Source organism: Terrabacter sp. GCM10028922 (assembly GCF_042666095.1).
In the GTDB taxonomy this organism is placed as follows: Bacteria; Actinomycetota; Actinomycetes; order Actinomycetales; family Dermatophilaceae; genus Terrabacter.
This window is the reverse complement of sequence record NZ_JBHTFG010000009.1, coordinates 64,354-80,535: the sequence shown is the minus strand read 5'-3', so window position 1 is coordinate 80,535 and position 16,182 is coordinate 64,354. Positions and strand designations below refer to the sequence as shown.

Here is a 16,182-nt window from a genome sequence, read left to right as displayed (position 1 = left end):
TCGGCGGGTCCCTCCCGCGGAACCGCGGGACGTTGACGTGCTTCCAGCGTCGTCAGGCCCGCTAACGCCCGGCTAACCGTCGTGCTAACCGTCGTGCCAACCGCCGTACTGACCGCCCGGCGAGCGGCCCCGCCGAGCGGTCCCCAAGACAGCGAAGAGTCCCCGCCGTCCACGTGGACGGCGGGGCCTCTCGCTCCCCTGCGACGCTCAGTCGGCCGTCGGGTCGGCCGGAGTGGCCGAGTCCGGCGCGGGCACCCCGGGGCCGCCGGCCGGGCCGGGCGCACCCGCGCCGACACCCGCGAGCTCCGGTATGCCGCCGGGCCCGCCGGGTGCCCCGGCCGCCTCGTCGAGGTCGGCTGCGGCACCGGAGAACTGGGCGGCATACAACGTGGCGTACGCGCCGCCGGCCGCGAGCAGCTCGGCGTGCGAGCCCTGCTCGACGATGCGGCCGTCCTCCATGACGAGGATGAGGTCGGCGTCGCGGATCGTCGAGAGACGGTGCGCGATGACGAAGCTCGTCCGGTCCGAGCGGAGCGCCGCCATCGCGTGCTGCACGAGCAGCTCCGTGCGCGTGTCGACCGAGCTCGTCGCCTCGTCGAGGATGAGCAGCGCCGGGTCGGACAGGAACGCGCGGGCGATCGTGATGAGCTGCTTCTCGCCCGCCGAGATGTTGGACGCCTCGTCGTCGAGCACCGTGTCGTAGCCGTCGGGTAGCGAGTGCACGAAGCGGTCGACGTAGGTCGCCTTCGCCGCGGCCATGACCTCCTCGTCGCGGGCGCCCGGGCGGCCGTACGCGATGTTCTCGCGGATCGTGCCGCCGAAGAGCCACGTGTCCTGCAGCACCATGCCGATGCGCGAGCGGAGGTCGTGACGGGTCAGGTCGCGGATGTCGACGCCGTCGAGCGTGATCCGTCCCCCGTCGAGCTCGTAGAACCGCATGATCAGGTTGACCAGCGTCGTCTTGCCGGCGCCGGTCGGGCCGACGATGGCGACCGTCTGCCCGGGGCTGACCGACAGGTCGAGGCCCTCGATGAGGGGCTTGTCCGGGGCGTAGGAGAACGAGACGTCCTCGAACGCGACGGCGCCGTGCGGGTCGTCGAGACGCGCTGGCTGTACGGCATCGGCCTGCTGCTCGTCGGCGTCGAGCACCTCGAAGACGCGCTCGGCCGACGCGACACCCGACTGGAGCACGTTGGCCATCGACGCGACCTGCGTCAGCGGCTGCGTGAACTGCCGGGAGTACTGGATGAACGCCTGCACGTCACCGAGGGTCATCGTGCCGGACGCGACGCGCAGGCCACCGACGACGGCGATCGCGACGTAGTTGAGGTTCCCGACGAACATCATGACCGGCATGATGATGCCGCTGATGAACTGCGCGCCGAACGCGGCCCCGAAGAGCTCGTCGTTCTTCTCCTTGAAGTTCGCCTCGGTCTCCTTCTGGCGGCCGTAGACCTTGACGAGGCCGTGGCCGGTGAAGGTCTCCTCGACGATCCCGTTGAGCTCGCCGGTGTTGCGCCACTGCTGGACGAACAGCTTCTGCGAGCGCTTGGCGATGAGGCTCGTGACGACGATCGAGATCGGGATCGTGACGAGCGCGATGAGCGCGAGCAGCCACGAGATCCAGAACATGATGCCGAGCACCGCGACGACGGTCAGGAGCGAGTTGAGCAGCTGCGAGAGCGTCTGCTGGAGCGACTGGCCGACGTTGTCGATGTCATTGGTGACGCGGCTCAGCAGCTCACCGCGCGGCTGGTTGTCGAAGTAGGGCAGCGGCAGCCGGTTGAGCTTCGCCTCGACCTCCTGGCGCAGGTCGTACATCGTCTTCTGGAGCACGCCCTGCAGGATCCAGCCCTGGATCCACATGAGGAGCGACGCCGCGACGAAGAGCCCGATGACGAGCAGCAGGACGCTGCCGACGGCGTCGAAGTCGATACCCCGGCCGGGCGTGAAGTCGACGTTGCCCAGCAGGTCGGCGTACGTCGTCTGCCCGCGCGCACGCAGGCCCTCGATGACCTGCTCCTTCGTCGTGCCAGGCGGCGCCTGGACGGTGCGGCCGATGACGCCGGCGAAGATGAGGTCGGTCGCCCGGCCGAGGATCTTCGGACCGATCGAGCTCAGCACGACGCTGGCCACGGCCAGCACGAGCACGACGACCACCTTCGCGCGGTGCGGGCGCAGGCGCCCGAGCAGGCGCTTGGCCGACGGCCCGAAGTTCAGCGACTTCTCGCCGGGCTGGCCCAGCTGCATGTGCGGCGGGCCGGTGCGTCGCGCCGGGCCCCGCCGGCTCTCCGCGGCCTTCTCCTCGGCCGTCTTGACTCCTTCGGCCATCAGGCCGCCTCCTCCGCGCTGCGCTGGGACTCGACGATCTCCTGGTAGGTCTCGCAGGAGTCGAGGAGCTGGTCGTGCGTGCCCTGGCCGACGATGCGGCCGTCCTCGAGCACGATGATGTGGTCGGCGTCGACGATGGTCGACACACGCTGGGCCACGATGACGACGGTGCTGCCCACCGTGACCGGGCGCAGCGCCCGCCGTAGCCGGGCGTCGGTCGACAGGTCGAGGGCCGAGAACGAGTCGTCGAACAGGTAGATGTCGGGCCGCTTCACGATGGCCCGGGCGATCGCGAGGCGCTGGCGCTGGCCGCCCGAGACGTTCGTGCCGCCCTGCGCGATGGCCGACTCGAGACCGCCCATCGCCTGCACGAAGTCCTGGCCCTGCGCGATCCGCAGGGCGTCCCAGAGCTCGTCGTCGGTCGCCTCGGGGTTGCCGTAGCGCAGGTTCGAGGCGACGGTGCCGCTGAACAGGTACGGCTTCTGCGGGACGAGCCCGATCCTGCTCCACAGCTCGTCGAGCTCGAGGTCGCGCACGTCGACGCCGCCGACCCGCACCTTGCCCGTCGAGGCGTCGAAGAGCCGCGGCACGAGGCCGAGGAGCGTGGTCTTGCCGGCGCCGGTCGAGCCGATGACCGCCGTCGTGCGGCCCGGCTCGGCGCGGAAGCTGACGTCGTGGAGCACGGCGGCCTCGGCGCCCGGGTAGTGGAAGTCCACGCCTACCAGCTCCAGACCGGCGGCGCCGGACGGCATACGCAGCGGCTGGACGGACTCGACGACGGACGACTCGGTGTCGAGGACCTCCTGGATGCGCGTGGCGGAGACCGACGCGCGGGGGATCATCGTCGCCATGAACGTCGCCATCATGACGGCCATGAGGATCTGCACGAGGTAGGACAGGAACGCCGTCAGCTCGCCGATCTGCATGTCACCCGAGTCGATGCGGTGACCGCCGAACCACATGACGGCCACGGTCGAGACGTTGAAGATGAACATGACGATCGGGAAGACGAGCGCCATGAGCCGGCCGACCTGCAGGCCCGCGTTCGTGAGCTGCCCGTTGGCCTCGGCGAAGCGGGCCTCCTCGTGCTCCTCGCGGACGAAGGCGCGCACGACGCGGATGCCCGTGATCTGCTCGCGCATGACGCGGTTGACGCCGTCGAGCGAGGTCTGCATGCGCCCGAACCACGGGACCATGCGCGAGATGACGAGGCCGACGAACAGGCCGAGGAGCGGGACTGCCACCGCGACGAGCCACGAGAGGCCGACGTCCTCGCGCAGGGCCATGATGATGCCGCCGACCATGATGATCGGGGTGGTGACGAGCAGCGCGAGGCCCATGAAGACGACCATCTGCACCTGGGTGACGTCGTTGGTGTTGCGCGAGATGAGGGTCGGCGCGCCGAAGCGGGTCACCTCCTGCGCCGAGAAGTCCACGACCTTGCCGAAGACGTTCCCGCGGACGTCGCGGCCCATGCTCATCGCGACCCTCGCCGCGAGGAACGTCGCGGTGACGGAGGCGGCGATCTGCACGAGGCTGACGACGAGCATGAGACCGCCGTGGCTGAGGATGAAGCCGGTGTTGCCCTTGGCCACGCCCTCGTCGATGATCTCGCCGTTGAGGCTCGGCAGGTAGAGCGAGGCCATCGTGCTGACGAGCTGGGCCAGCACGATGAGCACGATCTGCCCCGGGTAGGGACGCAGGTGACTGCGGAGCAGCCGGATCAACATGTGTGTGCCTTTCGGTGCGTGGTGTCGCTCGAGACGTTAGGGACTCACGTGGGGTGACGGTCAACGGGTTTGTCGCGTTTGCCGGGTGGTGGTGTCGCTGGGGCGGCGTGCTCGGGTGCCGGGTGGGGCCCCTCCTCGAGGGATGCGGTGTCCCCACCGAGCTGCTCGTAGAGCGCCGTGATGGACAGGCCACTCTCTCCGGTGCAGCCGGGTGTCGAGGAGGCGCGTGTCGAGGACGTGGCTGTCGTCGGGCGGGCCACGAGGCCGAAGAGGACGGTGTCGACGATCTCGTCCGGCGTCAGGGTGTCGCCGTCGGCGATGCCGGGGTGGCTGCCCGAGAAGCAGAGCAGCCGGATGCGGTGCACGACGTCCCGCGCCGGCACGACGAAGTCGTCGGCGCTGTCGAGCAGGAGGGCGTGGATGGCGTCGAGCAGCGGCTGGTGAGCCACGGTGTGGTCGTGGCCCTCGTCCGAGGCTTCGCGCAGGTGGTGACCCTCCGCGTAGCAGGCGAGGTGCGCTCCACGGTTCGGCGGCTGGGTGAGGCCGAGGGCCGACATGAGCCCGAAGACCTCGGTGAACCGCCGCTGCATGATCGTCGTGAACGCGACGAGCCGGTCGCGCACCGAGAGGTCGTCGCCGATCGCGGCGATCGAGCGACGCACCGGCGCCGGGCAGAACGCGACCTGGACCGCCTCCTCCTGGAGTGCGTCCTTGGTCGCGAAGGCGCGGAAGATCGTGCCCTCGGCCACCCCGGCCTCACGGGCGATCTCGCTCGTCGTCGGCGGGCGTCCCTCGCGGTGTGCGAGGTCGAGGAAGACCGCGATCAGCGCGTCGCGCCGGTCGTCGGGGTGCATGGGGGCGGCCCGCCCCGCTCGTTCTGCCACTGACCCATCATGAATGAGTGAGCACTCACTCACAAGTCGTTTTCGAAAACCCGTCGAGTGCCTCGCCCTTCCAGCCCCAGAAGACAGCTCAAGCCCCGCTCGTCGTGTGGGCGATGCGGCCAACCGAGGGTTGGCGTTGGCGCGGGCGTGGGGCGATGCGGCCACTCGAGGGTTGGTGGGGCGGCGTGCTGGGACGACTCGGCCACTCGAGGGGTGAGGTCAGACGAGCAGGCCGTCGGCCACGAGATCGCGCAGCTGCGGCACGAGCTCCGCCCGGACCCGCTCCGCGCCGAGCTCGAGGACCGTCGCGATGGCGTCGAGCGCCACCCGCGCCGTCAGCTCGCCGTCCGCGACACCGACGTATGCCGCGAGCAGCGTCCCGGCGCGCACGACCCGTCCGAGCCCGCCGCCCTGACGGACGAGGATGATGCTCGGGTCGTCGGCGCCGGGCCGGGCGTGCCGCTCCTCCGTCACGTCGGACGCGCACGACCACGCGACGTCGAGGAGCTCGTCGTCGGAGTGCTCGGCAAGCCAGGTCCGAGCGCGCAGTCCCGCATCGACGACGGGACCCATCGGCGTCGCGACCGGGCCGTGCGCCTCGTCGAGCGATCGCCACGTCGGCCGGTCTGTGGCCGGACGCTGGAGCGTGACGACGCCGAGGCCGATCTGCTCGACCTCGCGCGCGGCGAAGTCGCGCAACCAGGCGGCATACATCCTCGAGTGGGCCTCGCTGCCGGGTTGGGCCCCTCCGTCGCGGGCCCAGAGCTCGGCGTACTGGGCCGGATCCTGTGACTCGCGCTGCACGACCCACGCGTCGAGGGCGACGCCGTCGCGGGCCTGCTCGTCGAGCCACTCCGCCCAGACGTCGCGCCACGTGCGGCCGGCCGGCACCTCCCAGTTTCCGAGGAACTGGGCGACGCCGCCGGGCTCGAGCACGGTGCCGACCTGGCGCACGAGCGAGCGCACGAGGGTGTCGCCGGCACGCCCGCCGTCGCGGTACTCGTAGAGGGGAAGTCCCTCGTCGCGCGGCGTGATGACGAACGGCGGGTTGCTCACGACGAGCGAGAACCGTTGCCCCGCAACCGGATCGAGCAGGTCACCGGCGACCAGCTCGACCGCCGGGGCCGCAGCGGCACCGTCGGTCGCGAGCGCGAGGTTGAAGGCGGCATACGCAAGGGCCCGCTCGGAGATGTCGGTCGCGACGATGGTGCGGGCATGCCCGGTCAGGTGCAGCGCCTGGACGCCGCAGCCCGTGCCGAGGTCGAGCGCGCGCTCGACGGGACGGCGGACCGTCCACGTCGCGAGCGTCGTCGAGGCGCCACCGATACCCAGGACGTGGTCGCCGCGCAGCGGGCCACCGACGGCCAGCTCTGACAGGTCCGACGCGACCCACCAGTCATGCGCGTCGTCGCCGTACGGACGCAGGTCGCACGTCGCGAGCGCCGTGCGGGAGGGCGGCTCCCAGCGGTCCGGGACGAAGCCGGCGCGGCCGCTCTCGAGCCGCACGAGCCCGAGCGCCACGGCCCCGTCGACCCCCAGTGTCGGCAGGGCGTGCGCGAGCGCTGACGCCGGGACCGGACGGCCGAGCGTGAAGAGACGCACGAGAACGCCGCACGCGTCGGGCTCGGCGCCGTCGGCCGACTCCGTCGCGAGCAGCGCCGGGAGGGGCTGCTCGCGGTGCAGGGCTGCCGTGGCGACCGGGCCGAGGCGTGCGTCGACGCCGTCGACGGTGAAGCGGGCGGCCGCGAGGTCGGCGCGCAGCAGCGCGACGAGCCGCTCGTCGACGACGGGCGTGTCGCTCAGGACCCCTCGCCAGATGCGGCAGGCGCGGCGCTGGCGTCGCTCGCGGCGAGCGCGGCCTCGAGGTCGGGGTGGATCTCGAAGACCTTGTCGAGGCCCGTGATCGAGAAGACCTTGAGGACCCGGTCGTCCTTGCCGACAAGGCGCATGGAGCCGCCCCGGCTACGCGTCAGCTTGAGGCGACCGACGAGGACCCCGAGGCCTGTCGAGTCGAGGAAGGTGACGTCGGTGAGGTCGACGATGAGCTGGGTGCGCCCGCTCTGGATCTGCTCGTCGAGCTTCTCGCGGACGAGCGGTGCGGTGTAGACGTCGATCTCGCCGCCGAGGTGCACCACGGTCTGCTCGCCATGGTCGGCTCGGGTGATCGAGAGATCCACCTGTGCCCCTTCCTGATTCCCACACGATTCCACACATTGTCGCGGGTCGTGTCCGAACCGGCTCGGCGCGGCGTCCTGGTTGCGGAGGCCTGACCGAGCACCGTCGGTCACGATTCCCCCCGCGTGACTGACCGCGGAGTAACATGCCCCGCACGTCGGTTACCGTACCCCGACCGCATACGGTTGCTCCACATGAACGGCGAGCCAGCGCCCAGTGACACCGTGCCGGAAAGGTCCGACCACGGCTCGCCGGACGCCGCCCGGGCACCCGCTCCGGAGCACGGCCGGCAGCACGGCTGGGAGCACGGCCGGGAGCGCGATGGCGAGCTCTCCCCGCACGCCTCCCCCGAGGACCTGCTGCGCCTCCTCGTCGGCGACCACCCCGAGCGGCTCGTCCACGTCCACGAGGTGCCCGCGCGCCGTGCTCGGCTCGCCGACTGGCCCGAGTGGGTCGACCCGACCCTGCTCGGGGCGCTGCTCGCCTCGGGCATCGAGGCGCCGTGGTCGCACCAGATCGAGGTCGCCGAGGCCGCCCACGCGGGCCGGCACGTCGTCGTCAGCACGGGCACGGCATCCGGCAAGAGCCTCGGCTACCACCTGCCCATCCTCACCGACCTCGCCTCGGGTGCCAGCGCCCCCAACGGCCGCGGCGCCACGGCCCTCTACCTCTCGCCCACGAAGGCACTGGCCGCCGACCAGCTGAGCCGGATCGATCGCCTCGCGCTGCCGGCGGTCCGGCCCGCGACGTACGACGGTGACACGCCGACCGACGAGCGCCGCTGGATCCGCGACCACGCCAACCTCGTGCTCACCAACCCTGACCTGCTCCACCACTCGCTGCTGCCCGGGCACGAGCGGTGGAGCTCGTTCCTGCGGGCCCTGCGCTACGTCGTCGTCGACGAGTGCCACGTCTACAAGGGCGTCTTCGGCGCGCACCTGGCGGCGGTGCTGCGTCGTCTGCGCCGCGTGGCCGCGCGCTACCACTCCGAGCCGACGTTCGTCTTCGCGAGCGCGACGGTCGCCGACCCCGAGGAGCACGCATCCCGCCTGCTCGGTATGCCGGTCCACCCGGTCACGGTCGACGGTTCACCGCGCGCGTCGATGACGTTCGCGCTGTGGGAGCCGCCGCTGCTCGTCGACGAGACCGGACAGCCGAAGCGGGTCAGCACGATCACCGAGACGGGCGAGCTGCTCGCCGCCTGCGTGCGCGAGAAGGTCCAGACCGTCGCGTTCGCGCGGTCGCGCGCAGGTGTCGAGGTCGTGGCGCGGATCGCGCGCGAACGCGTGCCGGTCACCGACGAGTCGCGGGTCGCGGCCTACCGGGGCGGCTACCTGCCGGAGGAGCGCCGCGAGCTCGAGAAGGCACTGCGGTCCAAGGAGCTGCTCGGCCTCGCGGCAACCAATGCCCTCGAGCTCGGCGTCGACGTCAGCGGGCTCGACGCCGTCCTGCTCGCCGGGTGGCCGGGCACCCTCTCGTCGTTGTGGCAGCAGGCCGGACGCGCAGGACGGTCAGGCGAGCGATCGCTCGCGGTCCTCGTCGCGGCCGACGACCCGCTCGACACGTATGTCGTGCACCATCCCGAGGCGATCTTCGGCCGAGGCATCGAGGCGACCGTCGTCGACCCGGACAACCCGCACGTCCTCGCGCCCCACCTCGCGGCAGCCGCCGCGGAGCTGCCCGTCACCGAGGCGGACGTCGCGGTCTTCGGGCCGCAGACCCGGGCCCTGCTCGACGCGCTCGTGGCCCGCGGCATCCTCAAGAAACGGCCACGCGGCTGGTTCTGGGGGCGCGAGGACCGCCCGGCCGACCACCTGTCGCTGCGCGGCGCGGGCGAGCCGGTCCGGATCATCGAGACCCGGACGGGACGCGTCGTCGGCACCGTCGACGACGCCGCGGCGCACTCACAGGTGCACACGGGCGCCGTGCACCTGCACCAGGGGCAGACGTGGGTCGTCACCGAGCTCGACCTCGACGACCACGCGGCCTTCGCGGTGCGTGGCGACCCCGGATGGACGACCCAGGCGCAGTCGGTGAGCGACTTCCAGATCATGCACGAGGTCGAGCACGAGGAGTGGGGGCCGTTGCGCTGCTCCTTCGGGCACGTCACCGTTCGCAACCAGGTCACCTCGTTCCTGCGGCGGCTCCCCGGCGGCGAGGTGCTCGGCGAGCACCCGCTCGACCTGCCGGCGCGCTCGCTGGCGACGAAGGCCGTGTGGTGGACGATGCCCGTCGAGGAGCTGACGGGAGCGGGCGTGGAGGAGGACGGCATACCCGGGGCGGCGCACGCGGCCGAGCACGCCGCCATCGGCATGCTGCCGCTGTTCGCGACGGCTGACCGCTGGGACATCGGTGGTGTCTCCACGGCACTGCACCCGGATACCGGCCTGCCGACGATCCTCATCTACGACGGGCACCCGGGCGGAGCAGGCTTCGCCGAGCGTGGCTACCGCCGGGTGCGCACGTGGCTCGCCGCCACGCGAGAGGCGATCGCGTCGTGCGAGTGCGCGGCCGGGTGCCCGTCCTGCATCCAGTCGCCGAAGTGCGGCAACGGCAACGAACCGCTCGACAAGCGCGGTGCGGTGGCACTGCTCGACCTGACGCTGCGGCATGCCGGCTCGGCGCAGCAGCGGCCCCGGGAGGGACGGTCATGAGCCGGCGGCGACCGGAGGGGCGGCCCTCGCGCGGCCGCGATGCGTCGGGATCACGGCCGCCCGGTCCGCGGGATGCGGCGGACTCCGCTGCGCCCGAAGGATCGTCGCCAGATTCTGCAGATCCTGCGTCCCTTGCCCGGGCGCTGGGCGGGGAGGCCCGGCCCGCGCCCACGACGGTCGTCCGCGGCACCCTGCGTCGGGTCGAGGTGGAGCCGCAGCCGCTCGTGCTCGACGCCGACGACGGGACGACGTGGGAGCTGCTCTTCCCAGCCGGATGGTCGGTCGACGCCGAGCCGGGCGCGCGGGTGACGGTGGCAGGCGACCCGGCAGCGGACGTCACGGGGGACGTCACGGGGGACGTCACGACGGACGTCACCGCGTCGATGGTCGGGCCCGTGCTGCGGGTGCGGTCACTCTCGCGCGGCGCCTGACTGGCGACTGACGCCGCGACTGAAGCTGGGGGAGAGCGGGGACGTTCAGGGTGAGCGTGGCGGGACCACACTCTGAGACATAAGCGCCCGTTATTTGACCAGTAACCTCGCGCTATTCGAAACTCCCATGCAACAGATAGGAAAGCAGCCGCCTCCGACCTGCGCACGGCGCCAGCGCGACCGTGCGACTTCCCTCGTCTCACCTGCCTTCTCACCCCTCAGGAGCCCGTCCATGCGACGCCCAGCCATCGCCCTCGCCGCCATCGCCGTCACCGCGACCCTGGGCCTGTCGGCGTGCGCCGGCGGGGGCGCCAGCGACACCGTGGCCGCACCGGGGTCCGACGCCACCAGCGCGACGAGCACGATCAACCTCTACGCGTACGCCGTCCCGAAGGTCGGCTTCGACGTCGTCATCCCGGCCTTCCAGAAGACCGCCGCCGGCAAGGGTGTCCAGTTCCAGCAGAGCTACGGCGCCTCGGGCGACCAGAGCCGCAAGGTCGCCGCCGGCGCCGAGGCCGACTTCGTGAACTTCTCCGTCGAGCCCGACGTCACCCGCCTCGTCGACGCAGGCCTCGTCGACCCGAGCTGGAACGCCAACGAGCACAAGGGGATCCCGTTCGGGTCGGTCGTCACGATCGTCGTGCGCAAGGGCAACCCCAAGGGCATCAAGGACTGGGACGACCTGCTCAAGCCCGGTGTCGAGGTCGTGACGCCCAACCCGTTCTCGTCGGGCTCGGCCAAGTGGAACCTCCTCGCCCCGTACGCCGCCAAGAGCAACGGCGGCGCCGACAAGGCGGCCGGACTCGCGTACGTCAGCGCTCTCGTGTCCGACCACGTCAAGATCCAGCCGAAGTCCGGCCGTGAGGCCACCGAGGCGTTCCTCCAGGGCAGCGGCGACGTGCTCCTCAGCTACGAGAACGAGGCGCTCTTCATCGAGAAGAACGGCGACCCGGTCGAGCACGTGACGCCCCCGACCACGTTCAAGATCGAGAACCCCGCCGCCGTGCTCAAGGGCAGCAAGAGCCTCGAGGCGGCCACCGCGTTCAACGAGTACCTCTACACGCCGGAGGCGCAGAAGCTGCTCGCCGAGGCAGGTTTCCGACCGGTCGACACGACGGTTGCCAAGGAGTTCGCCTCGAAGTTCCCCGCTCCGACGAAGCTCTGGACCATCGCGGACCTCGGCGGCTGGAAGACCGTGGACAGCACGCTCTTCAAGAAGGACGTCGGCGACATCGCCAAGATCTACGACCAGGCCACGCAGTGACCTCGGGCATCGACCAGCAGCGCAGGGGGGCCGCAGACGCGGCGCCCCTGTCGCCGCGTCCGGAGGCGGACTCGACAGGCCAGGTCGACGCAACGGAGGCGGCGGACGTGACGCCACGAGACGGCATACGCCCGGGGGACCACGGTCAGGGCGGGCACGACGGGCCCGACGGCCCGGGCTCTCCCGCGCCCAGCCGGCGCCGGCGCTGGCGCGTCGGTGTCGCCCAGCCGCTCGGCATCGGCGTCGTCACGCTGTGGCTCAGCGTCATCGTGCTCCTGCCCCTCGCAGCGCTCACCGTCGCCTCCTTCGGCGAAGGACTCTCGGGCTTCTGGGACGCCGTCACCGCGCCGTCCGCGATCGCGGCGCTCTGGGTGACCGTCCTCGTCTCGGCGATCGTGGCCCTCGTCAACGCCGTGCTCGGCACCCTCGTCGCGTGGGTGCTCGTGCGCGACGAGTTCCCGGGCAAGCGGATCGTCAACGCGCTCATCGACCTGCCGTTCGCGCTGCCGACGATCGTGGCCAGCATCGTGCTGCTGTCCCTCTACGGCCCGAACAGCCCGATCGGCGTGCAGCTCAACGCGACCCGCTGGGGCCTCGTCGTGGCGCTGCTCTTCGTGACGCTGCCGTTCGTCGTCCGCTCGGTGCAGCCCGTGCTCATCGAGGCCGACCGCGAGGTCGAGGAGGCCGCTTCGTCGCTCGGCGCCTCCAACTGGACGACCTTCCGCCGCATCGTCCTGCCGACGCTCGCGCCGGCCATCTTCGGCGGCACCGGCCTCGCGTTCGCGCGCGCCATCGGCGAGTACGGCTCGGTCGTGCTCATCGGCGGCGACATCCCGCGCGAGACCCAGGTCGCGTCGCAGTACATCCAGCAGCAGATCGAGATCGACCGGCCGCTCAACGCAGCGGCCGTCTCGGTGGCGCTCCTCGCGATCGCCTTCCTGACGCTCCTGCTGCTCCGCGTCCTGTCGAGCCGCACCCAGCGACGCGAGGAGCGTGACGTATGAGGGTCTCCCGAGCCACCCGCCTGTCGCTGCGCATCGTGGCGCTCGGCTACCTCTTCGTGCTGCTCGCCGTGCCGATCGGCGTCATCCTGTGGCGCTCGTTCGCACCGGGGCTGTCGGCGTTCGTCGCCTCGGTGTCGACGCCCGCCGCGCAGTCGGCGATCAACCTGTCGCTGCTCATCGTCGTGATCGTCGTCCCGCTCAACGTCGTCTTCGGCGTCGCCACGGCCCTCGCGCTCGTGCGGGGGCGCTTCCGGGGTCGCGGCCTGCTGCAGGCGGTCGTCGACCTGCCCTTCGCCGTGTCCCCCATCGTCGTCGGCGTCGCACTCATCATGCTGTGGGGTGCCGGCGGCTGGTTCGGCGCGCTCGACCAGGCCGGGCTCAAGGTGATCTTCGGGCTGCCCGGCATGGTCATCGCGACGATCTTCGTGACCCTGCCGTTCGTCGTGCGGGAGGTCGAGCCGGTGCTCCACGAGATCGGGCAGGAGCAGGAGCAGGCCGCCTCCACTCTCGGCGCGAACCGCTGGCAGACCTTCTGGCGGATCACGCTGCCGGCGATCCGCTGGGGCCTGACCTACGGCGTCGTGCTCACCGTCGCCCGCGCCCTCGGCGAGTTCGGCGCCGTGATCATGGTGTCGTCGGGCTTCCCCGGCGTCTCGCAGACGCTGACGCTCCTCGTGCACTCGCGCTACATCGACGACCACAACACGTACGGCGCGTATGCCGCCGCCACCCTCCTCATGGGCATCGCGCTGGTCGTGCTGCTGCTCATGACCGTGCTCGACCGCAAGAGGAGCGACCGATGATCACCGTGACCAGCGCCCGCAAGAACTACGGCTCGTTCGCCGCGCTCGACGACGTCAGCCTCGACATCCCGAGCGGGTCGCTCACGGCGCTGCTCGGCCCGAGCGGGTCGGGCAAGTCGACGCTGCTGCGCTCGATCGCCGGCCTCGAGGGGCTGGACTCCGGCACCGTGACGATCCAGGGGCGCGACGTCACGAACGAGCCGCCGCAGCGGCGCGGCATCGGTTTCGTCTTCCAGCACTACGCGGCGTTCAAGCACATGACGGTCCGCGACAACGTCGCCTTCGGCTTGACCATCCGCAAGCGCCCGAAGGCCGAGACCGACAAGAAGGTCGACGAGCTGCTCGAGATCGTCGGGCTCGAGGGCTTTCGCCACCGCTACCCGGCGCAGCTGTCCGGTGGCCAGCGTCAGCGCATGGCCTTGGCCCGGGCGCTCGCCGTCGACCCCCAGGTGCTCCTGCTCGACGAGCCGTTCGGGGCCCTCGACGCCAAGGTGCGCACCGACCTGCGCCAGTGGCTCCGGCGGCTGCACGACGAGGTCCACGTGACGACGGTCCTGGTGACGCACGACCAGGAGGAGGCTCTCGACGTCGCCGACCGGATCGCGGTGCTCAACAAGGGACACATCGAGCAGGTCGGCGACCCGGTCACGCTCTACGAGCGTCCGGCGAACGACTTCGTCATGGGCTTCCTCGGCTCGGTCGCGCGGCTCGGCGGCCAGCTCGTACGTCCCCACGACATCGCCCTCGAACGCGACCGCGCCACGGCCCTCGCGCTCGACGCCAAGGTCCACGACTCCCCCGGCGTCATCGACGCCGTCGTCGAGCGCGTCGTGCCCCTCGGCTTCGAGGTGCGTGTCGACCTGCGCGCCGACTCGGGCGAGCGCTTCGCCGCGCAGATCACCCGCCGCGACGCAGCCGAGCTCCAGCTGCGCGAAGGCGAGACGATCCACGCCCGCGCCATCGGCCGCTCCAGCGTCGTGGACGTCGACCCCGCGCTGGCGATCTGAACGGCCGATCCCACAGGGGTGGAGCTGGCGCGAGACCAGTCGCCCGTATGGGCGTGCGACGGCATAACGTATGCCGTGAAGCCCCTCCCGACGCCGAGCGCCGGGTGCGGGCGGCTCGGGTCACCGAGTGACCTGGGGCGGCGAGGGGACGACACCTCGCCGCCCCAGTCCGTCACCTCGCCCTTCACCGACCAAAAACCCCAGTCGAGTGGGCACTTCGCACCCACCCCGACCCGGTGCAAACTGCCCACTCGACCAGAGAAGAAGACCATCCAGTCGAGTGGGCACTTCGCACCCACCCCGACCCGGTGCAAACTGCCCACTCGACCAGAGAAGAAGACCATCCAGTCGAGTGGGCACTTCGCATCCACCGCGACCCGGTGGAAACTGCCCACTCGACGTGGTGGGCTGCGGATACGGCAGACTGCACGCGTGGACATCTCGGCACGCGTCGACTACGCGGTACGCGCGATGCTCATCCTCGCCGAGGCCGACGAGCAGGGATCGGGGCCGGTCAGCATCGACACGCTCTCGACCCGGCAGGAGCTGCCGCGCAAGTTCCTCGAGGCGATCTTCGCCGACCTCCGCCGCGCCGACCTCGTCCTCAGCCGTCGCGGCGCGCGAGGCGGCTACGTGCTGGGCCGCGAACGGGCACGGATCAGCGTCGGCGACGTCTTCCGCGCCGTCGACGGACCACTCGCGGAGGTACGCGGCCTGCGCCCCCACGAGACGGCATACGAAGGGGTCGCCACGCACCTGCCGAGCCTGTGGGTGGCGGTGCGGGCGAGCCTGCGCGAGGTGCTCGACGAGACGTCGCTCGAGGACCTGCTCACCGGCGACCTGCCCGACCGGGTACGCCAGCTGCTCACCGTGCCCGACGCCTGGCAGAACCGCTGAGCCCTGCAGACTTGGGCCGCCCAGTCACTCGGGTCCGGATGGCTCGGGGCCGGCCCGGGAGCGGGCCGACGCCGGTCGGGGCCAGAGGGCTGCACCGACAGTCACCCGGACGGTGATGCTGGCGTCAGCCCCTGACGAACACCCCTGCAGGGCAGCGCCGTTGGCGCGGGCAACCCGGTCCGCGACGGCGCACGCGCGGCCCCCGTCGGCACTGTCCTGCAGAGCCGCGGCACCGGCGAGTGCGGCGAGATCACCGGCCATGCGAGCACGGTGGCTCGCGACCACGGCCGAGGCGATGACGAGCGCGCCGGCGGTCAGGACGAGCAGGGCTGCAACGAGGCCGACGACGAGGACCGTCGCCGCCCCAGCGTCACGCGCCCGGCCGCGGAGACGGCCCCCTTCTCGGACCTGCGTCACCCTGACCCTCCGTCCGCTCTCGACTCGACGGGCGTGACGGCCGAGGCGGTCAGGGTCCACGACGGGAGCACTCCGCCCCAGCCACCGGTTCGCGCGGTGACCGTCACGCGGACGCCGCCCGCGGCACCGGCAACGGCGATCTCTGCGCCCCGCGGCGCGGCCTGGGCAGCCAGGACCCGCACCCTCTCGAGGTCGTCACCACGCGCGGCGGCGCGGCCGGCGATGCGCGCGGCGTCGACGCACCGGATCTGGTCCACTCCGGCACCGACGGCAACGAGGCACAGGGCCAGGACGAGCACCACCGAGGGGATGGCGACGGCAAGCTCCGCCGTCACCATCCCGCCCTCGCGAACGCGTGGGCTCCGGTGCGCGGTTCGGGTCACCCCGCGATGCCGAGCGCGCTCTGGACGATGCCAGCCAACGTGGACCGGACCGCGTCGGACTTGACGACACCGAGCAGCACGAGGGCGAACGTGCAGGCCGCCATGATGCCGACGGCGTACTCCGCCGTCGTCATGCCGGCGTCTCGCCTGCGTGCAGTGAGTCGAATCAGCCTGTGGGTCATGGTTTCTCCTTTGTCCAGCC

15 protein-coding genes are annotated in these 16,182 nt (G+C 71.5%); 7 read left to right on the top strand and 8 right to left on the bottom strand.

Annotated elements, in window-relative coordinates; translation table 11 throughout:
- Nucleotides 1-207 precede the first annotated feature (207 nt).
- From ACFQU3_RS09210 to ACFQU3_RS09190, 5 genes are all read right to left on the bottom strand, one after another.
- Nucleotides 208-2,331, bottom strand: a complete 2,124-nt coding sequence (locus ACFQU3_RS09210) for an ABC transporter ATP-binding protein (RefSeq protein WP_385908924.1) — start codon at nt 2,329-2,331, stop codon at nt 208-210.
- Nucleotides 2,331-4,061, bottom strand: a complete 1,731-nt coding sequence (locus ACFQU3_RS09205) for an ABC transporter ATP-binding protein (RefSeq protein ID WP_385908922.1) — start codon at nt 4,059-4,061, stop codon at nt 2,331-2,333. Before ACFQU3_RS09205 ends, ACFQU3_RS09210 begins: the two co-directional genes overlap by 1 nt.
- 44 nt (nt 4,062-4,105) lie before the next feature.
- Nucleotides 4,106-4,945 (bottom strand): TetR/AcrR family transcriptional regulator, encoded by an 840-nt coding sequence (locus tag ACFQU3_RS09200; protein WP_385908920.1) that lies wholly within the window; start codon nt 4,943-4,945, stop codon nt 4,106-4,108.
- Between the two features lie 219 nt (nt 4,946-5,164).
- The gene (locus tag ACFQU3_RS09195; RefSeq protein ID WP_385908918.1) at nt 5,165-6,547 is read right to left on the bottom strand and encodes a methyltransferase; all 1,383 of its coding nucleotides are present in this window, start codon (nt 6,545-6,547) and stop codon (nt 5,165-5,167) included.
- A gap of 197 nt (nt 6,548-6,744) precedes the next feature.
- Nucleotides 6,745-7,122, bottom strand: a complete 378-nt coding sequence (locus ACFQU3_RS09190) for an anti-sigma factor antagonist (RefSeq protein ID WP_385908916.1) — start codon at nt 7,120-7,122, stop codon at nt 6,745-6,747.
- A 192-nt stretch (nt 7,123-7,314) separates the two neighbouring features.
- Between ACFQU3_RS09190 and ACFQU3_RS09185 the strand changes: the two genes are divergently transcribed.
- From ACFQU3_RS09185 to ACFQU3_RS09155, 7 genes are all read left to right on the top strand, one after another.
- On the top strand, nt 7,315-9,774 hold the full coding sequence (locus ACFQU3_RS09185; RefSeq protein WP_385908914.1) for a DEAD/DEAH box helicase: 2,460 nt from the start codon (nt 7,315-7,317) through the stop codon (nt 9,772-9,774).
- Nucleotides 9,775-9,980: 206 nt separating this feature from the next.
- Nucleotides 9,981-10,205, top strand: coding sequence for a hypothetical protein (locus ACFQU3_RS09180; RefSeq protein WP_385908912.1), 225 nt, complete (start codon nt 9,981-9,983; stop codon nt 10,203-10,205).
- Nucleotides 10,206-10,437: 232 nt separating this feature from the next.
- The gene (locus ACFQU3_RS09175; RefSeq protein ID WP_385908910.1) at nt 10,438-11,469 is read left to right on the top strand and encodes a sulfate ABC transporter substrate-binding protein; all 1,032 of its coding nucleotides are present in this window, start codon (nt 10,438-10,440) and stop codon (nt 11,467-11,469) included.
- A 107-nt stretch (nt 11,470-11,576) separates the two neighbouring features.
- Complete coding sequence (gene cysT / locus ACFQU3_RS09170) at nt 11,577-12,473, top strand: sulfate ABC transporter permease subunit CysT (protein ID WP_385908908.1); 897 nt, start codon at nt 11,577-11,579, stop codon at nt 12,471-12,473.
- Complete coding sequence (cysW, locus tag ACFQU3_RS09165; RefSeq protein ID WP_385908906.1) at nt 12,470-13,276, top strand: sulfate ABC transporter permease subunit CysW; 807 nt, start codon at nt 12,470-12,472, stop codon at nt 13,274-13,276. Before cysT ends, cysW begins: the two co-directional genes overlap by 4 nt.
- Nucleotides 13,273-14,283 carry a sulfate/molybdate ABC transporter ATP-binding protein gene (locus ACFQU3_RS09160; protein ID WP_385908904.1) on the top strand — a complete coding sequence of 337 codons (1,011 nt, stop codon included), beginning with the start codon at nt 13,273-13,275 and terminating at the stop codon, nt 14,281-14,283. The genes cysW and ACFQU3_RS09160 overlap by 4 nt, the downstream gene beginning before the upstream one ends.
- Nucleotides 14,284-14,715: 432 nt before the next feature.
- Nucleotides 14,716-15,180 (top strand): RrF2 family transcriptional regulator, encoded by a 465-nt coding sequence (locus ACFQU3_RS09155; protein ID WP_385908902.1) that lies wholly within the window; start codon nt 14,716-14,718, stop codon nt 15,178-15,180.
- A gap of 24 nt (nt 15,181-15,204) precedes the next feature.
- Here the strand turns inward: ACFQU3_RS09155 and ACFQU3_RS09150 are convergent, their stop codons facing one another.
- Genes ACFQU3_RS09150 through ACFQU3_RS09140 form a run of 3 tightly spaced genes read right to left on the bottom strand, consistent with a single transcriptional unit; the run spans nt 15,205 to nt 16,162 of the window.
- The gene (locus ACFQU3_RS09150; protein WP_385908900.1) at nt 15,205-15,597 is read right to left on the bottom strand and encodes an Rv3654c family TadE-like protein; all 393 of its coding nucleotides are present in this window, start codon (nt 15,595-15,597) and stop codon (nt 15,205-15,207) included.
- Nucleotides 15,594-15,935: a TadE family type IV pilus minor pilin gene (locus ACFQU3_RS09145; protein WP_385908898.1), complete on the bottom strand. Its 342-nt coding sequence runs from the start codon at nt 15,933-15,935 to the stop codon at nt 15,594-15,596. Before ACFQU3_RS09145 ends, ACFQU3_RS09150 begins: the two co-directional genes overlap by 4 nt.
- Before the next feature lie 41 nt (nt 15,936-15,976).
- Nucleotides 15,977-16,162: a DUF4244 domain-containing protein gene (locus tag ACFQU3_RS09140; protein ID WP_385908896.1), complete on the bottom strand. Its 186-nt coding sequence runs from the start codon at nt 16,160-16,162 to the stop codon at nt 15,977-15,979.
- Nucleotides 16,163-16,182 lie beyond the last annotated feature (20 nt).